This is a genomic window from Herbaspirillum sp. 1173, from assembly GCF_031455335.1.
In the GTDB taxonomy this organism is placed as follows: Bacteria; Pseudomonadota; Gammaproteobacteria; order Burkholderiales; family Burkholderiaceae_D; genus Herbaspirillum; species Herbaspirillum huttiense.
The window spans coordinates 1,037,101-1,054,979 of record NZ_JAVDSP010000001.1 but is presented as its reverse complement, the minus strand read 5'-3'; the positions used below and the strand labels follow the sequence as shown (position 1 = coordinate 1,054,979).

Genomic DNA, 17,879 nt, shown 5'->3' with positions numbered 1-17,879 from the left:
GCTGGTTGAAAGGCTCGTCCCATGCGGGGCGGGCCTTTATTTTTCCGTGCCGACGATGCCCTTGACGAACCAGCGCTGCGCCGCCACCACGAACACGGCGGGGATCACGATGGCCACCAGGGCCGCCGCCATCAGCAGGTTCCACTGCGGCATCTGCCCGCTTTCCACCGGCAGGAAGCTGGCCAGCGCGAGGGTGATGGTGCGCATCTGGTCATGGCTGGTGATGACCAGGGGCCACATGTAGTCTTTCCAGGTATTGATGAAGACGATGGATCCCAGCGCCGCAAAATTGGTCTTCGACAGCGGCAGGAGGATATCTACGTAGAAGCGCCACGGCCCGGTCCCGTCGATGCGCGCCGCTTCCACCAGCTCGGGCGGGATGGTGCGGTAGAACTGCAGAAACAGGAAGGTTCCCGTGGCGGACGCCACCAACGGCAAGGACAGGCCTGCATAGGTATTGATCAGGCTGATCGACGGCACCGCATGCTGTCCACCCAGGCCCAGCGCCTGCAACAGGCTGCGCAGCGGTTCGAACAAGTCAGAGGCCGCTGCATAGGTCGGGACGATGCGCACTTCCAGCGGCAGCAGCAGGGCACTGAACAGCAAGGCCAGGATCAGGCCCCGGCAGCGTGGCTGGAAGTAGGTCACCGCAAAAGCCGTGACCGAGGACAGCAGCAGCTTGCCGGTCACCACCAGAGCGGCCACCAGCAGACTGTTGAAGAGATAGCGCCAGAGGTCGATACGCTGCGCCACTTCGCGCAGATTGTCCGGCAGCGCGGTGCCTGGCATGAGCGGCATGCCTTGGCTGATCCACTGCTGGCTGGAGACGCTGGCCGAGCACAGGATCAGGTACAGCGGCCCCAAGGCCAGCACTACGCCCAGCCCCAGGATGCAGTAGGCCAGCGCGGTCATGCGCGGATGGCGCTCTACCATCGTCCTGCTCCTTGGCGGAAGAAGCGCAGCTGCAACACCGTGAGCGCCACGATGAACAGCATCAGGATCACCGACAAGGCCGATGAGCCCGAGAGGTCCAGCCCGATGAAGCCATCCGAATAGATCTGATAGGCCAGGATCGCCGTGCTGCGGCCGGGTCCGCCCTGGGTCAGTGCGTCCACCAGCCCGAAGCCGTGGGTAAAGGCCTCGATCACGTTGAGGACACCGGCCAGCAGCAGTGCCGGTGCGATCATCGGCAACTGGATATCCATGAAGCGCCGCCACGGGCCAGCCCCATCGATGGCGGCGGCTCCCGTCAGATCGGCGGGAATCCGCTGCAAGGCGGCAGAAAACAGGATGAAGTTCAGCGGCACCTGGGTCCAGGCGAAGGCCGCGATCAGTACCAGCATGGCTTGCTGGCCAGCCAGATGGGGTGCCCACAGGCCCGGCCAGAGGTGGTTGAGAAAAGCCAGCAAACCGGTAACCGGATTGATCAAGACCTTCAGCACGATACCGACTACTACCCCGGCCACGGCATAGGGCCAGATGAAGATGCTGCGCAGCAGGCGCTTGGCGCGCACATCCAGTTCCAGGCAGGCCGCCAGTGCCAGGGCGATGGTCACGGCCAGCAGGGTGCTGCCGGCCGTGAAGACCAGCGTGGCGCGCAGGGAGGCATAGAAGCCGTCATCAGTGAGAATGCGCAGGTAGTTGTCCAGTCCGACGAAGCGCGAACCGTTGCCGAAGGGACGTACCAGATAGAAGGACCAGGCGATCGCCTTGACGGCCGGCCACAGGAAGAACAGAAACACGATCAGCATCTGCGGCGCGGCCAGCAGCAAGGGGAACCAGCGGGCAGGGAAGGCGGGGCGGGTATCCATGATGTGTGCTAGCGCTGCGGTGCAGGGGAATAGGCGGGGGCATAGGTGAGGCGGAAACGCTGCAGCAAGGCATCCCCCCGGCGGCGCGCCTTGGCCAAAGCACTCGCCATGTCCTGCTGGCCGGCCAGTGCGGTCTGCACCTGCTCGGTCCAGGCCAGTCGCAGCTGCGGGAAGAAGCCCAGGCGCGGTCCGACTCCTGGCTGGCCAGCGTTCGCATCCAGCGAATGAATGCCCGCCACCACCGAGGCCGGATAGTGCCCCGCATCGTCCATGATCTGGGCTGCCACCTGGCGGGTAACGGGCAGGTAACCGGTCTGCCGCACCAGCAGACGCTGGTTCTGCGGTTGCTGCAGATAAGCGATGAAGGCCGCCACGGCCGCATAGACCTGGTCGTCAAATCCCTTCATCACCCACAGCGAGGCGCCGCCGGGTACGCTGTTGTGGCGCGCACTCCCGGCATGCACCGGCAGCGGCAGCACTGCCAGTCCGGGCAGGCCGCTGCGCGCCACGGCATGCCAGGCGCTGGTGGAGTCGAGCAGCATGGCGCATTCCCCGGTAGTGAAGGCCAGGGTATGGCGCCCGGTGCGGGTGGCGGCGGCTTCCACCAGCAGATGCTGCTGATGCCAGCGCTGTACCTGCTGCATGAAGCGCAGATGCAGTCCCTGGTCGAACAGATAATGGGTGGCCAGGCTCCGGTGGCCGTTGTCTTGGTCGGCCAGCGGTGCGCCCTCGATGGTGCTGACCTGCTCCAGCAGGATCCAGGGATTGAAGTCGCTCACCAGAGGGCAGGTCTGGCCAACCGCGCGCAACTGCCGTGCAGCCTGCTCCAGTTCACTCCAGGTGGCGGGCAGGGTGTTGATGCCGGCTTGCTGCAGCCTGGCAGTGTTCAGGTACAGAACAGCGGTGGAGACATTGAAGGGCAGGGAATCAAACTGCCCCTTGGCATCGGTGTAATAGCTGCGGATCGCGGGCAGGTAATCCTGCCAGTCCACGTGGTAGCCATGCGCGGCCATCAACTGGTGGACCGGCACGATGGCTCCGCTCAGCATCATGTCCAGCGTGCCGACATCGTAGATTTCCACCAGCGCAGGTTGTTGCGCGGCGCGATAGGCGGCGATGGTCTTCTGCATGGTCTGCTCGTAGGAGCCGGGCGTGACACAACGTACCTGATGCTGCTTTTGTGCGGTATTGAAGCCCGCGCATAGTTGCCGAACGGCCTGGGCCATGGGGCCGCTGTGGCTGCTCCAGAATTCGAAGTTGGCCGACTGCGCGCGCGGCACCGCCAAGACCAGCAGCAATGCCATGCAGTGCCGGAAGAGAGTGAGGCGGCAGCGTGCGCGGCCAGGACGGGCAGGATGCTTCACATGACCGGGCGGGTACTGTCGCGGATCACCAGGTGCGTCGAGAACATCTTCTGCACCAGGGCCGCCTGGGCGGCGGCAGCATCACCGGACTGGTTGCGTTGCTCCTGGCGCAGCTCGATGCGTTCCAGCAGCAGCTTCACGGCAAACTCGCACATCTCCAGCATGGGCGCGTCCACGCTGGTGAGGGACGGGATGCTGAAGTCGGCATAGCGCATGTTGTCGAAGCCCACCACGCTGATCTCTTGCGGCACCTTCACGCCAAGGTCGTAGAGCGCCTTGAGCGCGCCCAGCGCCATGCGGTCATTGCCGAGGAAGATGGCGTCCGGACGCTCGGACTGGTGACAGAGCTGGGCGGCCGCGCGATAGCCGCTTTCCAGCGACCAGTCTCCGGTCACTATCCATTCCGGGCGCGGCGTCAGGCCGCACTTTTCCAGTCCGTCGAGATAACCGAAATAGCGCGCTTCGCTGGAAGTCGGTACGCCGTCCTCGCGCGATTTTCCCTGTTCATGATCCTTGTGCGGCCCGGTCACCAGGGCGATGCGGCGGCAGCCGGTGCGATAGAGGTGTTCGACCACGGCCAGCCCGGCCTGCCGGTCCGATTGCACGACGTGGTGACAAGCCGGGTCGGCCATGCCATAGACCACGCAGGGGTAGCCCAGCCGATGCAATTCATTCACCACCGGATTGCCGGCGCGATTGACCATGGCAATCATGCCGTCGATGCGTCCGGCCAGGAACAGGTCGCGCACATAGACCAGCGAGGCTTCGTCTTCGCGCATCAGATTGCGTTGCAGGAGCGTATAGCCGGCGCGATCGGCTGCGCGGGTGAGGGTCTGCACCACGTTGTGATAGTGGGTGTCCTGGGTGCGCTCGGAGCGTTCGTCGTAGGACGAACCATTGAACATCACGCAGGCCAGCGTGCGCGTGGAAATGTTGCGCAGCGAGCGGGCGGCCACGTTGGGGATGAAATTGAGCGAATCGATGGCCGCTTGCACCAGCTCGCGTGTCCTCGGGGCGACTTTCTCCGGGTGGTTCAGCACCAGCGAGACGGTCTGGAAACTGACGCCAGCCGCCTTGGCGACATCCTTGATGGTGAGGCGACTCATGAACGGAGCGGTTGGCGCAAGCGCAGCGAGGACGGGGAGGAGCGGAGCAGGCAAGTCATGTCAGGTCGGCGTCGGGTTGCGGCGGCGCAAGAGCGTGCCGCGCTGCGCAATCATATATGACGCCATGCACAACCGGGCTGGGTAGCCGCCAAAAATGTTTTTGCGACAAGCGCATCGGATGTAATCACGAGGTCACAAATCTTCGAGAAAATACGAGTCTATTGGAACGTTCTAATGTAAAGCAACTGAAATAAAGTTGCCAAAAAAGAATAGTGGCAGGGACTTATTGTAAAGACTGCCATTTTTTTCTTTCTGAAATTAGAACGTTCTATAAATGATAGCCCGCTTCGCATCCCGCCGCCATGGCTGATCCGGATGCGCACGCCTTCTCGCCACGACTTGATTTTCAGGGGAATACCATGTCTTACCGCAGTGGAAGTCCGCAGTACCGACGTTTGTCTTTGATGAGCCTGGCGATGCTGTCGGTGCTGCCGCTGCTGGCGCGGGCAGCCGATGACGCCGCTTCGCCTGCTGCCACGACCCAGGCCGATGGGTCGCCGGCAGCCCAGGATGGGAGCGTCAAGCGCCTCGACAGCGTGGTGGTCACGCGCAAGCGCAGCCAGACCAGTGCGGCGGTGGCCGGCAAGCAGGTGGAAGAGCGTGTGATGGACAGCGTGACCCGCGAGCAGGTGGAGCGCCTGCCGGATTCCACGGTGACCGATGTGGTCAAGCGCGTGGCTGGCGTATCGGTCAGTTTCAACCCGGATAATGTGAACGGTCGGGACAAGGCCCAGTTCATCGCCATTCGCGGTCTCGATGGCAGCTACAACAACGTCACCATCAACGGCGCGCCACTGGCCTCGGTCGACCAGACCACCCGCAGCGCCCGTACCAACATGCTGCCGGCCTCGATGGTCAAGGAAGTGCAGGTCTTCAAGACCTGGACTCCGGACATGGATCCCAATGCGGTCGGCGGCTCGGTCAACATCGTCAGCCGCAGCGCCTTCGATAACGGCGGCAAACCCATGTTCAGCGCCACCGGTGCCCTCGGCCACGCCGGCGGCAGCGGCAAGGTCGCTTCGGGAGCGGAGGGTCTGGCCAAGAAGTCGGATGTTACCTTCAGCAACACCTTTGGTCCGGACAATCGCTTCGGCTACGTGATCTCGGCCAATTTCGAGAAGGAAAACACGGTCTCCATCGGTCACATGACCACCGACAACATCTTCTACAACTATTACAACGCCAACGGCAGCATCGCCAACCCGGCAGCATCCGGCGGGCCCAACACCGGCAACGGTTTCCCGGTGCCGCAGCAGTTCAAGTATTGGCAGCACCTCAAGAACAGCGAGACCAGCGGCTTCAATGCCAAGCTGGAAGGGCGCTTCACCCCGGATGTCTACGGCTTCCTGGGCTTTGGCTACAACAGCGATTCCACCCACATCCTGCGCAATGAAACCTTCATCGACGACAGCCGCAGCACCGGCAACAATCCGGTCCTGAACCAGACCGCCACCAGCGGGCAGTTCGCGCGCGGCGAGGCCGAAGCCGGCTATGCTGCCTCCACCATCAAGCGCACCACATCGGCCCTGCAGGGCGGACTGGACTGGAAGCTGGACGACAGCCAGGTGCTCTCGCTGCGTTCTTCCTACTCGCAAGCCCAGCACCGCGAGCCGCGCGAGCTGGCCAAGTACATCTTTGCCAACTTCGCCTATCCGGGGGCGGGATCGGCACCGGTCCTGAGCGGCACCAATGCGCTCGGCATGAGCTACAACACCTCCGGTTTCGAGCCTTCGGTCGCACTGAACAATCCTTCCAACTTCACCAACCTGAACAACTGGCAGGCTTATTACTGGCGCAAGGAGATGGTCAGCATCGATGACCAGGTCGGCGACGTGAAGCTGGATTACCGCTGGAACATGGACCAGGATGCCCGCGGCCTGGGTGCCGGCGTGGGCGTCGATTATCGCCGCCTGGAGCACAGCTATGACTACGTCAACAACCAGTACTTCCCGACCTCGGGCGGGCTGACGCTGGCCGGCAATGGTTCGGTATCCGGCACCATCATGCCCTACAGCGGCGGCTTGCCCTTCATCCTGGTCAACGGTGCCCAGGCCTGGCAGCAGTTCGCGGCCAACCAGGGACAGATCGCCGCCAGCAGTGCCAACAGCGTCAACAGCCTGCAGAGCAATTACTCGCACAGTGAACAGACCGCCGCGCTGTATGCGATGGGTTCCTACCGGACCGATCGCTGGAGCGCATTGTTCGGCCTGCGCCAGGACAATACGAATCTTTCCACCACCGGTAACGTGCGCAACGTCAGCAATGGCAGCACCACCTGGGTGTCGCAGACCAAGGATTCCAGCTACAACTATCTGCTGCCGGCGGCGTCGCTGGTCTTCAGCGCCACCGATGCCGTCAAGCTGAAGCTGGCGGCGAGCCAGACCATCGGCCGTCCCAACTACGATGCCTATGCGCCCAACACCACGATCAGCCAGAACACCGATGGCTCGGTCACCGTGACCCAGGGCAATCCGGACATCAAGCCGCGCGAATCGACCAACCTCGATGCCTCGGTCGAGTGGTACCTGCCCAATTCCAGCCTGGTGTCGCTGGCGGTGTTCAACAAGAAGATCAAGAACGAGATCTACACCCTTTCCAGCCAGGGCACTCTGTTCTACAACGGCGCGACCCGTGCGGCCTCGATCACCCAGCCGGTCAATGCCTCCAGCTCGCGTATCAACGGCGTGGAACTGAGTTACGTGCAGAGTTCGCTGGGCTGGATCAGCCCGGCCCTGCAAGGCCTGGGCTTCAGCGCCAACCTGAGTTTCCTGGACGGCCGGCTCAACGCCGCCACCAGCAGTGGCGGTACGCGCACCATCCAGAACCTGGTCAACCAGCCCGACCAGATCCGCAACCTTACCGTGTTCTACAACTACCAGAAGCTGGATCTTTCGGCCGCCTACAACTGGACCGGCCGCAGCCTGCGCCTGGTCGACGCCAGCCTGCCCAGCCAGGATGTCTACTGGCAGGCCCGCAAGCAGATCGACCTGCAGGCCCGTTACGACCTGGGCGGTGGCTGGCGCGCCTTTGCCGAGGTGGCCAACCTGACCAATTCGCCGGTGACCAGCGTCACTGGTCCCAACAAGGACCAGCTCAAGGACACCTTCTCCATGGGCCGGATGATCTGGCTCGGAGTGAACTACAGCCCCAAGAACCTGTGATGCATTGTTTTGTTTGACTCACCCTTTGTACCTCCCCCCTGTAAGGAAACGCCATGTCCAATCTTGAACAACTCCTGGAACTGAGCCGCCAATCGATGGGCATCATTCCCGTCCTGGCCCTGTTGCTGCTGGTCGTGCTGGCCGTCTCGGTCGAGCGCTTCATCTTCTTTGCCCGCTGCCTGCCGTCGGGCAAGCAGATCGACCAGGCGCTGCTGCGCGCCGATCACCGCAGCGACGCCGCCTTGCAGGAGATCGCCCAGCGCTATCGCAACACGGTCTTCGGCCCGACCCTGCATGCGGCCGTGGAGTCGCGTGCACTGGCCTCGGGCGAGGCCATGGATCGTTACATCGACGAGGCCATCGTACGGACCATGCCCGAACTGGACCGCGCACTGTGGCTGCTGGGTGCGGCCATTACGCTGGGCCCGCTGATCGGCCTGCTCGGTACCATCATCGGCATCACCGAATCCTTCAACGTGCTGGGCACCGCCGGCAGCAGCAGCGGGGCGGTCACCAACGGGATCGGCCACTCCTTGCTGGCCACGGGCTGTGGCTTGCTGGTGGCCATCGCCGGGGTGGCGGCCAATAGTTACTTCTCCAAGCGAGTGCGCCTGGCGCTGCTGGAGCTGGATCTGATCAAGCTGGTCTTCATCAAGCAGCACTGTCTGCTGGAAGAATCCATCGTGGTGCGTCAGGCCGGAGAGTCGCCAGCAGCCGGGCAGGGCAAGCCCGTCATCAAGCGCGCCGCCGAGGTCGTCTATGCCGGAGCCGCATCATGAGCCGCACCCGCTACCTGCAGTCGGATGAGCCGCATATCGAGATCATCCCGATGATCGACATCATGATGTTCCTGCTCATTTTCTTCATGGTGACGATGCTCAAGATGATCGATGTGAGCGGACTCAAGATCAACGTGCCACAAGCCGCCAGTGCCGCCACGCTGCCCAGCAAGTCGCTCACCATCGTGGTGGACAAGACGGGGGCCATGTTCTTCGAAGGCAAGCCGGTTGAGCATGATGCGCTGGTTGGCCAACTGAAAGAGCGCGCCCGGACCGCCAAGCTGGAAGTGCTGGTAGCCGGCGACAAGGACGTGTCGCTGGAAAACCTGCTGCACGTGATGGATGTGGCCCGCGCTGCCGGGGTCGAAGACATCGGCATTGCGGCCAAGCATTGAGGTGGATATGCGTCATTCCATGACCCTGCCGCGGTCCGCCGCGCCGTCATCTTCCTGGCAGGATCAGCCACCCGCCGTACCCGCCGGCAGCGCCCTGCGCTGGCCGCTGGCGGTCGGCGTGGCGGTGGCGGTCGAGTGCGCCATCGTGCTGCTGGCCTGGCCCAAGACACAGGTGCCCGAACCTCCGCCCGAACCGGTCAAGGTGATGAAGCTGGTGAGCATTGCCGAGGCACCGCCGTTGCCTGCGCCCGCACCGCCGACGCCGGTGCCTCCGACGCCCAGGCCGCCGCCCAAACCGGTCCCGCCCAAGCCAGCGCCCACGCCGAAGCCGGCTCCGGTGGTGCCCGCACCGAGCGCGCCGTCTCAGGAAGTGCCAGCCCCGGTGTCTCCCAGTCAGCCAGCCCCTGCTGCGGCTGTGCCCAGTACGCCGCCGGCACCGGCGGCGCCTGCGCCCAAGGCCCAGCCCGGCGAGGTACGGCGCGGTCTGGTGCCGCTGAAGCGAGTTGAGCCGGACTACCCGCCCAAAGCCCTGGCCAGCAATACCGAAGGTGTGGTGGTGGCCCACCTGACCATCGAGAAGGATGGCTCAGTCAGCGCCGTGCAGATCGTGCGCGCGCAGCCGCCCAAGCTGTTCGACCAGGCCGCGACCAAGGCGTTGATGCAATGGAAGTTCTCACGTACCGATGAGCCGGTGCTGGGTGAGGTCGAACTGCGCTTCAGTCTGAACTGAGCGTAACAATACGAAGATTGCGAGATTCGCCGATGAACAGAAAATCCCCCGGCCGCCGCCATTTCCTCAAGAATGCTGCCCGCACCGGCAGCGCGGCGCTGGCACTGACGGCCTTGCCAGCCAGCATCCGCAAGGCGCTGGCAGTGGCTCCCTCGTCACCGACCGGCACCATCAAGGATGTGAAACACGTGGTGATCCTGATGCAGGAGAACCGGTCCTTCGATCATTATTTCGGTTGCCTGAAGGGCGTCCGCGGCTTCGCTGATCCTATCCCGCGTCCCTTGCCGGACGGCAGCCCGGTGTTTCACCAGCGCGATCCGCAGGGCCGGCTGGTGCTGCCGTATCGCATGGAGATGGCCACCACCAGTGCCGGGCGCGCCGGCGGCAATCTGCCGCATGCCTGGAAGGATCAGCACGCGGCCTGGAACCGGGGCGACTATGACAAGTGGATCGAGGCCAAGAAGGACACCGTGACCATGGCCTACTTCACGCGCGAAGACCTGCCTTTCCACTACGCGCTGGCCGATGCCTTCACCATTTGCGATGCCTATCACTGCTCGGTGCTGGGGTCGACCAATCCCAATCGCTTTCACATGATGAGCGGCGGCATCGACCTGCAGGGCAGGGCAGGTGGACCCATGACCTTCCAGCCGCGTACCGGCAGCTGGTCCGGGGTGCCGGGCGAGCGCCGCAACGGTGCCGACAGTTTCCGCTGGACCACCTATCCGGAGCGGCTGGAGCAGCATGGCGTGTCGTGGAAGGTGTATCAGGGGACCGATGACCTGCACAAGGACCACGGCGACTATCCGAGCGACTTCAACGTGCTGCAGTATTTTTTCGCGCAGTACCAGAATGCCGCGCCCGATTCGCCGTTGTGGCAGAAGGCCTGCAGCAAGTTCACGCTGGCCGACCTGGCGCGTGATGTCAACGGCGGCACGCTACCGCAGGTATCCTGGCTGATGCCGCCCAAGCTCAGTTGCGAGCATCCTGACCGCACTCCCGGCTACGGCGCGCATTACATCAGCCAGGTGCTGGACATCCTCACCGCCAATCCGGCGCTGTGGAGCAGCACCGTACTGTTGGTGAACTACGACGAGAACGATGGCTTCTTCGACCACGTGGCACCGCCCACGCCGCCGCTGCATGGGGGGCAGGGCCAGTCCACGGTAGAGGTCAGCGGCGAATTCCATCGGCTGGGCGACTACGTCAACCCGGCCGATGACCTGCCCGCCGGGCTGGGGGCGCGGGTGCCGATGATGGTGATCTCGCCCTGGTCCAAGGGCGGCTATGTGTGCTCGGAAGTGTTCGACCATACCTCGGTCATCCGTTTCCTGGAGCAGATCTTCGATGTGCACGAACCCAACATCAGCCCATGGCGGCGCGCGGTGTGCGGGGATCTGACCTCGGCCTTCGATTTCAGTCGCCGCGACGTGGCCAGTCCGGTCTTGCCCGACACCTCGGCCTATCGCGCGCTGTCGGATGCGCAGGCCCGCCTGCCCGCACCCGTTGCGCCTGCCAGTCCGATGATGCCGCAGCAGGAGCGCGGCATGCGGCCGGCGCGGGCCTTGCCGTATGTGCTGGCGGTAGATGACCTGCCGCTGCCACAAGGGGGCGCTCTGCAGCTGGAGTTCCTCAACCCCGGCAAGGCGGGTGTGGTCTATCAGGTGTATGCCCGTCAGGAGAGCGAACGCTACCAGACCTTCACCGTACAACCGGGCAAGTCACTGACGGCGCAATGGCGCGGCGTCGGGCCGGCGGGCGTCTACGACCTGAAGGTGTACGGCCCCAACGGTTTCCTGCGTGAGTTGCGCGGCAGCCTGGACGCTGGCGGCGATGCCGGGCCGGTAGTGCAGGTGCGCCATGATGGCGAGCGTGGCGAGCTGGTACTGGCCTTGACCAATCCGGGTGCGCAAGTAGTGCGCCTGGTGCTGCGGGATCAGGCCTACGGGCAGCCTGCGCGTATGGCTGCGCTGGCACCGGGGCAGTCGGCCACGCTGCGATGGCCGCTGCAAAACAGTCACCACTGGTACGACCTGCTGGTCCAGAGCGAGGACAGGCCGGGTTTTGCGCGCCGGCTGGCGGGCCATGTGGAAACCGGGCGTCCGTCCTTTTTCGTCACCTAGTCATTTCTTCATGGGTCATTTCAGGACGGCCCATTTTTACATTCCTTCATCTACCAGGAAGTTTTCATGCATTCTCTTGGCCGTTTTCTCCTCACCTGTACCTTTTGCCTGCTCATGGATCAAGCTCTCGCACAAGCAGCACCCCTTGCCTGGCGTCAGTCGGCGCTGACCACCGCGACCGGCCCGGTGCTGGTGTCCTCGCACCGCAGCTGCTGGACTGAAACCTCGGAGAATTCGCTCGATGGCATCCGTCGCTGCATCGCCGAAGGCATCGATATCGGAGAAATCGATGTCCGCACCACGCGCGATGGCGCGTTGGTGCTGATGCACGATGAGACCGTGGATCGCACGACCAACGGACATGGCGCGGTGGCCGACCTTACGCTGGCCGAGATTCAGGCCCTGCGCCTGTATGCGCGCGGCGGTGGCAAAGGCGCGTCCCTGACCGCGCGCCGGGTGCCTACGCTGCAAGAAGCGTTGGCTGCGGCGCGCGGGCGCATCCTGCTCAATCTGGATGTCAAGGCGGCGGACATCGGGCCAATGGTGGCGGCGATCCTGGAGACGGATACCGCGCGCGACGTGCTGCTGAACATCAATGCAGGTGTCGATGCGCAGCAGGTGGCCTGGGCGCGTTCGCTGGGCATTGCCGTGCAGACGCTGTATTTCGATGAAAAGACCGGAGCGTCAGCGCGCAGCGGGCAATTGCAAACCATGGCCCGACAGGAGCCGACGGTGTTGCAGATCATCTTCCGTGATCCCGCCGTAGTCGGCGAGGCAGTTCAGGCGATCGGGCGCAGGCCGGTACGCCTGCTGGTCAACACCATGGCGATCGACATCGACAGCGGACGGCCCATGGATCTGGCCGGACCTTACCTCGATACGGTGGCGGTGGTTCATCCCGAGCAAGTGTGGGGCAAGCTCATTGCCAGTGGGGTGAGCATCATCCAGACCGATGAACCGCAGCGATTGCTGGCGTGGTTGAAGCGCAAGAAGTTGCGTTGAGAGCGGCACCGGGCGGCGGGAGCAATCCCGTTGGCCCGGTATCGCCGTGTATGGACGAAAAAAAAGCCCACGACCTTGCGGTGTGGGCTTCAATCCAATTCTTTAGGAGGAAATTGGAGGAGACAGGTGCAACTTTACTGCTCCGCACCAAATTCAGCCAATTTATCTTTCGTATATCAGATATTCGATTTGCTTATTTCTCGATGGGCTCATGTGAAGCCGAATCATCACGCCGGGCGTGTGGTTTCACCCTGCAGCCCGTCTTCTGGTGAAGCTTCTTGCACACGTGGTTTGCACGGAATCTTGCAAGCCTTGTCCGTGGCCGGCTCGGCACTATATTGCATTGCCATAGGATCGACCACGTGCTCGGTCAGCACCGGCTCACCGACGATGGGCACGCGCAGCACCGTCGAGCAGCGGGTACCGTAGTCCGGGGAGCGAATGAAGATGGGCGAGAGCATGCGCTCCTTCTCCAGCCCCACCCCGGTATCGGGCAAGCGGCAATCATTGGCGCGGGTGCCATCAGTGAGCATCTCGAAGAAGGTCTCTTCCGGAGCTCCCTGGCACAGCAGGCTGGCAAATTGCGCCTTGGCGCGGGTGAGCTTGGGCCATGGGGTATCGAGCAAGGCGTTGGAAACGCCGTAGACGCCATACTCCAAAGGCTGTCCGTTGCGCGGATCCTCCTGCCCCCGGTTGGAATACCACACCATCGTTTCCCGGTTGCCCAGCAGCAGGTTGAAGCCGTTGTAGCGTTGCGCTTGCGGTTCGATCTGGCGCAAGTAGGCTTGCGGATCAAGGTCTCCGGCCAGATAGCCGGCCACCAGTTGCCCGCGTGTGGGCGCATCGGCCCGTCGCTCCGAAGGTGCGCGCACATTGGTGAGCGCCGCAAAACGTCCGTCCCGGGTCACGCCCAGCCAGGTACCGCCGCCTTGCAGATCGCGCCCGGCGTAAATGTGGGGATGGTCGTTCCACCAGCCGGCATCGGCGGCGGGGCGGGCATAGAACTCGTCCCGGTTGGCCGCCAGGATCAGCGGCATGCCGGGGATCACTTTCCAGGCGAAGATGATCAGGCACATGGCGCAACATCCTCGAAGTGCTCGACGTGGCGTTCGCCGCTGATGAGCGCCGCTGCGCCGGAATCTGCCAGCGCGCGGTCCAGGGTCCGGGTGAAGTCCTCAGCGGAAGCGGGCAGGATGCCCTGGTAGATTTCCATCCAGGTCTGCAGGCCGTCTTGTTCGCCGGGACGCCGCTTGAGCGCGCCGGCGATGCCCAGGCGCGCTTGCAGCATGGCTTGCACGCCTTTGATCTTGCCGAACAGGGTAGTCGCGTGCGCACTGTCGACCCGATAGTAAATGTAGAGATCCATGGATGCGTCCCTATGGCTGCGGTGTGGCTCAGGCGGCGCGCCGCTTATTGCGGATCGGCCAGCTCATAGGGAAGGGCGTGGAAATGCAGGGCCGGGCCATCGGCGGCACCAAGATGCACGGCATCCTCGGCAGCGGCCAGTTTCATTTCCACCAAAGCCAGTGCGTGCTCCGCATCCAGCGCTTCGGCGTTGACCACCATGCCGCAGGGCTGCCCCGGATCGGCGGCAGCGAAGACTTCTTGCCCGGCGCGTGCCTCGGCGCTGGCAATGGTGGCCAGCATGGTACGGCGCTTGAGCTTGCCCAGGTACTGGCTGCGCGCCACGATTTCCTGGCCGGGATAGCAGCCCTTCTTGAAGTTGACGCCCCCGATCAGTTCGAAATTGATCATCTGCGGGACAAACTGCTCCTGCGTGGCTTGCACGATCCCCGGCACGCCCGCACGGATCTCCGACAGCCGCCAGGCCAGGCTGGCCGTCGGGGTCAGATGCTGGGCCAGCTTGGGCCAGGCGGCGGTGAGGACGTCGACCGGCGCGATCCACTGGTAGCGCGGGCTGCCGGCGACATCGGCCAGGCGTATCAGGGTGCCGTGGCTGTTGTCGATCTTGGCGTAGGGGGCCGCCGGCAAGACCGGGAACCATTCAGCAAGGGCATTGGCCGTGGCCGGGCCGACCAGGCCAAGCACGGCACGTTCGGCACTGGCATCGGCCAGTTTTGCCTTGGCACGCATCACGAACATCTGCAAACGCTTCTGGATCGCCGGCTGCAGGCTGCGCGGCAGTTGCAGCCAGATGGCCTGCTCGTCGCGCCAGATCAGGAAGGTCGCCAGCAGACGGCCCTTGGGGGAGCAATAGCCGGCCAGGCGGGCCGCACTGCTGTCGAGCTGTTGCACATCATTGGTGAGCTGCCCATGCAGGAAGCTGGCGGCGTCCTCGCCGGTGGCTGTGATCAGGCCCAGGCTGGCGAGGGGGGCCATGAAGCTTTCCAGGCTTTGCGGTGCCGGGGCGGTCGGGCCAAAGCCCGTGATGTCGCCACTCTCGGCGTCGAACTGGGCGCCTTGTTGCGCCAGAAAGTCACGCCAGCCGGAGGGCGAAGAAGTCATGTCTGTCATAAAGGAAATCTTTTACGGATTACGTCTTGCCGGGTCGGTCGGTCCGGCAAATTAGGCAACTGTCGTGCCAGCGATTATCATTGATGCCTCGATTATAGTGATCTCCGAAAAATCGCGTCGGAGCAACAAGGATTTCGCCTCTGGTATGAAGAAGTTATTTGTGACATTGCTGGTGCTGGCAGCCTTGGTGGCAGGGGCAGGCGTCTATTGGTCCAAGCAGCCCATCGTGGAGCCGAACGGACAAGTGATTGCCTTCACCATCACGCCGGGCGCGGGCGTCAACGGCGCTGCCCAGCAGATTGCCGCGGCCGGGGTGCCGGTCAACCCCGACCTGTTTGCCCTGTACGCGCGCCTGTCCGGCGAAGGCGGCCGCATCAAGGCCGGCAGCTATGAAATCAAGCCCGGCTACACGCCGCAGCGCCTGCTGCTGCAACTGGTGCGCGGGGAATTCGCCCAGGAAGCGCTGACGGTGATCGAAGGCTGGACCTTCAAGCAGATGCGTAAGGCCATCGCCGATCAACCCGCCCTGAAGCACGACACCGCCACCTGGACCGATCAGCAGATCCTGGCCAAGCTGACCAACGAATACACCTATCCGGAAGGCCTGTTCTTCCCCGATACCTACCTCTTCGCCAAGGGGGCCAGTGATATGCAGGTCTACAAACAGGCCTTCGCCCTCATGAGCAAGAAGCTCAACGAAGCTTGGGCGCGGCGCGACCTGTCGCTGCCGTACCGTACGCCTTATGAGGCGCTGACCATGGCTTCCATCGTCGAAAAGGAGACCGGGCAGAAATCCGAGCGTGGCATGGTGGCCGGGGTCTTCGTCAACCGCCTGCGCACCGGCATGCTGCTGCAAACCGATCCGACCGTGATTTATGGCATGGGCGACCGTTACCAGGGCAAGATCCGCAAAGTCGACCTGCTCACCGACACCCCCTACAACACCTACACGCGCGCCGGTCTGCCGCCCACGCCGATTGCCTTGCCCGGAGCAGCCTCTCTGGCGGCGGCCTTGAACCCGGACAAGACCGAGGCCTTATACTTCGTGGCGCGCGGGGATGGCACCAGCCATTTCTCCAGCAACCTGAACGAACACAACCAGGCCGTCAACCGCTACCAGCGTTGAGCCAGTCTTTCTTTTACCGTTTCATTCATTGAGTAGCGATACCTTCATGGCATCAGGCAAATTCATCACCTTCGAAGGCATCGACGGCGCCGGCAAGTCGACCCACATTCCTTTCGTGACCCAGCTGCTGCGCGAGCGCGGCATGACTGTGGTCGCCACCCGTGAACCCGGCGGCACCGACCTGGGCGAACGCCTGCGCGAGCTGGTCCTGCATCACAAGATGCATCTGGAAACCGAAGCCCTGCTGATGTTCGCCTCGCGCCGCGAGCATCTGGCCCAGGTCATCGAGCCGGCCCTGGCACGCGGCGACTGGGTCATCTCGGATCGTTTTACCGATGCCACCTTCGCCTACCAGGGCGGTGGCCGCAAGCTGGCGCTGGACAAGCTGGACAGCCTCGAACAGTGGGTCCATCCCCATCTGCAACCGGATCTGACGCTGCTCTTCGATGTGCCGCTGGAAGTGGCGCGTGCGCGGCTGGATGCCGAACGCACGCTGGACAAGTTCGAGCAGGAAAAGGCCGATTTCTTCGCCAACACCCGCGCCGAATACCTGCGCCGCGCCGCGCAGTTCCCGCAGCGTTTCCGCCTGATCGATTCCACGCGTCCCATCCCGGTGATCCAGGAAGAACTGCGCGCCATCGTGGCAGCGCTGTGAGGGAGGCTGCATGTCCGTGACCGTTTCCGAGGTATTGCTGCCCTGGCAGGGCGAGAGCTGGCGCCAGTTGCAGCAGCTGCGTGAACGCCTGCCGCATGCGCTGCTGTTCTATGGCGCGGCCGGCACCGGCAAGACGCAGTTCGTCGAAGCCTTCGCCAAGTCCCTGCTGTGCGAATCGCCCACGCCAGAGGCCCATGCCTGCGGCGTATGTGCCTCCTGCAACTGGTTCTCGCAATCGAATCATCCTGACTACCGGCGCGTGCGCCCTGAAGTACTGGACGATGAGACCGCCGAAGACGAGGCAGGTGAAGAAAAGAAAACCGCCAAGGCCAGCAAGGCCCCCTCCAAGGACATCAAGATCGACCAGATCCGTGCGCTGGCCGATTTCATGAACGTTTCCACCCACCGCTCGGGCTTGCGGGTGGTGATGCTGTATCCGGCCGAAGCGCTCAACACGGCGGCCGCTAATGCGCTCCTCAAGACGCTGGAAGAACCGCCGCCGGGCACCATGTTCCTGCTGCTGTCCAATCGCCTGGACCGCCTGCTGCCGACCATTCTGTCGCGCTGCCGCAAGTTCGCCCTGACCGCACCCGGCCATGACGAAGCGCTGGCCTGGCTCAAGCAGCAGGGCGTCAAGGATGCCGATGCCTGGCTGGCCGAGCAGGGGGGGGCACCGCTGGCCGCGCTGGAAGCTGCCCAGGGCGAGGGCCGTGATGCCCTGGATGAATTGCTGCGCCACCTGGCCCAGCCCGGCGTGGATGGTGCCTTGCGCGCTGCCGACAAACTGCAGAAAACGCCGGCCGCCGACCTGGTCGGCTGGGTACAGCGCTGGCTGTATGATTTGCTGTCGCTGAAGTCGGCCGGGGTGGTGCGCTACTACCCGCGGTATGGCAAAGAACTGGGGCGTCTGGCCGAACGGGTCGATGCGCTGGCCGTGTCCAAGGCCTTGCGCGGCATGGGCGATCGCCGCGCCATTGCGGATCACCCCTTGTCGGCCAAGCTGTTCATCGAGGAAATGCTGATCGATTACGCGCGCTTGTTCGATTGACGCCGCGTCGACCAGGCCGGGCCTGCGGCAAATCGCCGCGCCTG

At 63.7% G+C, this 17,879-nt stretch carries 16 protein-coding genes; 9 read left to right on the top strand and 7 right to left on the bottom strand.

Features of this window, described 5'->3' with window-relative positions:
* Window positions 1–36 precede the first annotated feature (36 nt).
* Genes J2X56_RS04780 through J2X56_RS04765 form a run of 4 tightly spaced genes read right to left on the bottom strand, consistent with a single transcriptional unit; the run spans window position 37 to window position 4,281 of the window.
* Window positions 37–933, bottom strand: coding sequence for an ABC transporter permease subunit (locus J2X56_RS04780; protein ID WP_310158533.1), 897 nt, complete (start codon window positions 931–933; stop codon window positions 37–39).
* Window positions 927–1,811, bottom strand: coding sequence for a carbohydrate ABC transporter permease (locus J2X56_RS04775; protein ID WP_134135805.1), 885 nt, complete (start codon window positions 1,809–1,811; stop codon window positions 927–929). Before J2X56_RS04775 ends, J2X56_RS04780 begins: the two co-directional genes overlap by 7 nt.
* Window positions 1,812–1,819: 8 nt before the next feature.
* Window positions 1,820–3,115 (bottom strand): extracellular solute-binding protein, encoded by a 1,296-nt coding sequence (locus J2X56_RS04770; RefSeq protein WP_310158531.1) that lies wholly within the window; start codon window positions 3,113–3,115, stop codon window positions 1,820–1,822.
* 56 nt (window positions 3,116–3,171) lie between these two features.
* Complete coding sequence (locus J2X56_RS04765) at window positions 3,172–4,281, bottom strand: LacI family DNA-binding transcriptional regulator (RefSeq protein ID WP_121041483.1); 1,110 nt, start codon at window positions 4,279–4,281, stop codon at window positions 3,172–3,174.
* Window positions 4,282–4,700: 419 nt separating this feature from the next.
* Here J2X56_RS04765 and J2X56_RS04760 point away from each other — a divergent pair, with 419 nt between their 5' ends.
* The 6 genes from J2X56_RS04760 to J2X56_RS04735 all read left to right on the top strand — a co-directional run bounded on the left by J2X56_RS04760 (window position 4,701) and on the right by J2X56_RS04735 (window position 12,531).
* Window positions 4,701–7,502, top strand: a complete 2,802-nt coding sequence (locus J2X56_RS04760) for a TonB-dependent receptor (protein WP_310158528.1) — start codon at window positions 4,701–4,703, stop codon at window positions 7,500–7,502.
* 53 nt (window positions 7,503–7,555) lie between these two features.
* Window positions 7,556–8,281, top strand: coding sequence for a MotA/TolQ/ExbB proton channel family protein (locus J2X56_RS04755; RefSeq protein ID WP_039787888.1), 726 nt, complete (start codon window positions 7,556–7,558; stop codon window positions 8,279–8,281).
* Window positions 8,278–8,676: a biopolymer transporter ExbD gene (locus tag J2X56_RS04750; protein ID WP_121041477.1), complete on the top strand. Its 399-nt coding sequence runs from the start codon at window positions 8,278–8,280 to the stop codon at window positions 8,674–8,676. The genes J2X56_RS04755 and J2X56_RS04750 overlap by 4 nt, the downstream gene beginning before the upstream one ends.
* A gap of 7 nt (window positions 8,677–8,683) precedes the next feature.
* Complete coding sequence (locus tag J2X56_RS04745) at window positions 8,684–9,406, top strand: energy transducer TonB (RefSeq protein ID WP_310158525.1); 723 nt, start codon at window positions 8,684–8,686, stop codon at window positions 9,404–9,406.
* 32 nt (window positions 9,407–9,438) lie between these two features.
* A complete protein-coding gene (locus J2X56_RS04740) occupies window positions 9,439–11,529 on the top strand; it encodes a phosphocholine-specific phospholipase C (RefSeq protein WP_310158523.1) in 2,091 nt (696 codons plus the stop codon).
* Between the two features lie 114 nt (window positions 11,530–11,643).
* Entirely contained in the window at window positions 11,644–12,531 is an 888-nt protein-coding gene (locus J2X56_RS04735) for a glycerophosphodiester phosphodiesterase family protein (protein WP_134135800.1), read from the top strand.
* A gap of 227 nt (window positions 12,532–12,758) precedes the next feature.
* Here J2X56_RS04735 and J2X56_RS04730 read toward each other — a convergent pair whose 3' ends face one another.
* The 3 genes from J2X56_RS04730 to J2X56_RS04720 are packed head-to-tail and all read right to left on the bottom strand — an operon-like array spanning window position 12,759 to window position 15,006.
* Complete coding sequence (locus J2X56_RS04730) at window positions 12,759–13,607, bottom strand: NRDE family protein (protein WP_121041469.1); 849 nt, start codon at window positions 13,605–13,607, stop codon at window positions 12,759–12,761.
* Complete coding sequence (locus J2X56_RS04725) at window positions 13,598–13,897, bottom strand: DUF4936 family protein (protein ID WP_121041467.1); 300 nt, start codon at window positions 13,895–13,897, stop codon at window positions 13,598–13,600. Before J2X56_RS04725 ends, J2X56_RS04730 begins: the two co-directional genes overlap by 10 nt.
* 44 nt (window positions 13,898–13,941) lie before the next feature.
* On the bottom strand, window positions 13,942–15,006 hold the full coding sequence (locus J2X56_RS04720; protein WP_310158520.1) for a folate-binding protein YgfZ: 1,065 nt from the start codon (window positions 15,004–15,006) through the stop codon (window positions 13,942–13,944).
* 145 nt (window positions 15,007–15,151) lie between these two features.
* Between J2X56_RS04720 and mltG the strand changes: the two genes are divergently transcribed.
* Genes mltG through J2X56_RS04705 form a run of 3 tightly spaced genes read left to right on the top strand, consistent with a single transcriptional unit; the run spans window position 15,152 to window position 17,835 of the window.
* Window positions 15,152–16,132, top strand: coding sequence for an endolytic transglycosylase MltG (mltG, locus tag J2X56_RS04715; protein WP_039787874.1), 981 nt, complete (start codon window positions 15,152–15,154; stop codon window positions 16,130–16,132).
* Window positions 16,133–16,178: 46 nt separating this feature from the next.
* The gene (gene tmk / locus J2X56_RS04710; protein WP_121041461.1) at window positions 16,179–16,787 is read left to right on the top strand and encodes a dTMP kinase; all 609 of its coding nucleotides are present in this window, start codon (window positions 16,179–16,181) and stop codon (window positions 16,785–16,787) included.
* A gap of 10 nt (window positions 16,788–16,797) precedes the next feature.
* The gene (locus J2X56_RS04705; protein ID WP_121041459.1) at window positions 16,798–17,835 is read left to right on the top strand and encodes a DNA polymerase III subunit delta'; all 1,038 of its coding nucleotides are present in this window, start codon (window positions 16,798–16,800) and stop codon (window positions 17,833–17,835) included.
* Window positions 17,836–17,879 lie beyond the last annotated feature (44 nt).

Bases quoted from the DNA above. Each gene is read 5' to 3' on its own strand.
- J2X56_RS04780 (WP_310158533.1), bottom strand. From the start codon at position 933: ATGGTAGAGCGCCATCCGCGCATGACCGCGCTGGCCTACTGCATCCTG.
- J2X56_RS04775 (WP_134135805.1), bottom strand. From the start codon at position 1,811: ATGGATACCCGCCCCGCCTTCCCTGCCCGCTGGTTCCCCTTGCTGCTG.
- J2X56_RS04770 (WP_310158531.1), bottom strand. From the start codon at position 3,115: ATGGCATTGCTGCTGGTCTTGGCGGTGCCGCGCGCGCAGTCGGCCAAC.
- J2X56_RS04765 (WP_121041483.1), bottom strand. From the start codon at position 4,281: ATGAGTCGCCTCACCATCAAGGATGTCGCCAAGGCGGCTGGCGTCAGT.
- J2X56_RS04760 (WP_310158528.1), top strand. From the start codon at position 4,701: ATGTCTTACCGCAGTGGAAGTCCGCAGTACCGACGTTTGTCTTTGATG.
- J2X56_RS04755 (WP_039787888.1), top strand. From the start codon at position 7,556: ATGTCCAATCTTGAACAACTCCTGGAACTGAGCCGCCAATCGATGGGC.
- J2X56_RS04750 (WP_121041477.1), top strand. From the start codon at position 8,278: ATGAGCCGCACCCGCTACCTGCAGTCGGATGAGCCGCATATCGAGATC.
- J2X56_RS04745 (WP_310158525.1), top strand. From the start codon at position 8,684: ATGCGTCATTCCATGACCCTGCCGCGGTCCGCCGCGCCGTCATCTTCC.
- J2X56_RS04740 (WP_310158523.1), top strand. From the start codon at position 9,439: ATGAACAGAAAATCCCCCGGCCGCCGCCATTTCCTCAAGAATGCTGCC.
- J2X56_RS04735 (WP_134135800.1), top strand. From the start codon at position 11,644: ATGGATCAAGCTCTCGCACAAGCAGCACCCCTTGCCTGGCGTCAGTCG.
- J2X56_RS04730 (WP_121041469.1), bottom strand. From the start codon at position 13,607: ATGTGCCTGATCATCTTCGCCTGGAAAGTGATCCCCGGCATGCCGCTG.
- J2X56_RS04725 (WP_121041467.1), bottom strand. From the start codon at position 13,897: ATGGATCTCTACATTTACTATCGGGTCGACAGTGCGCACGCGACTACC.
- J2X56_RS04720 (WP_310158520.1), bottom strand. From the start codon at position 15,006: ATGACAGACATGACTTCTTCGCCCTCCGGCTGGCGTGACTTTCTGGCG.
- mltG (WP_039787874.1), top strand. From the start codon at position 15,152: ATGAAGAAGTTATTTGTGACATTGCTGGTGCTGGCAGCCTTGGTGGCA.
- tmk (WP_121041461.1), top strand. From the start codon at position 16,179: ATGGCATCAGGCAAATTCATCACCTTCGAAGGCATCGACGGCGCCGGC.
- J2X56_RS04705 (WP_121041459.1), top strand. From the start codon at position 16,798: ATGTCCGTGACCGTTTCCGAGGTATTGCTGCCCTGGCAGGGCGAGAGC.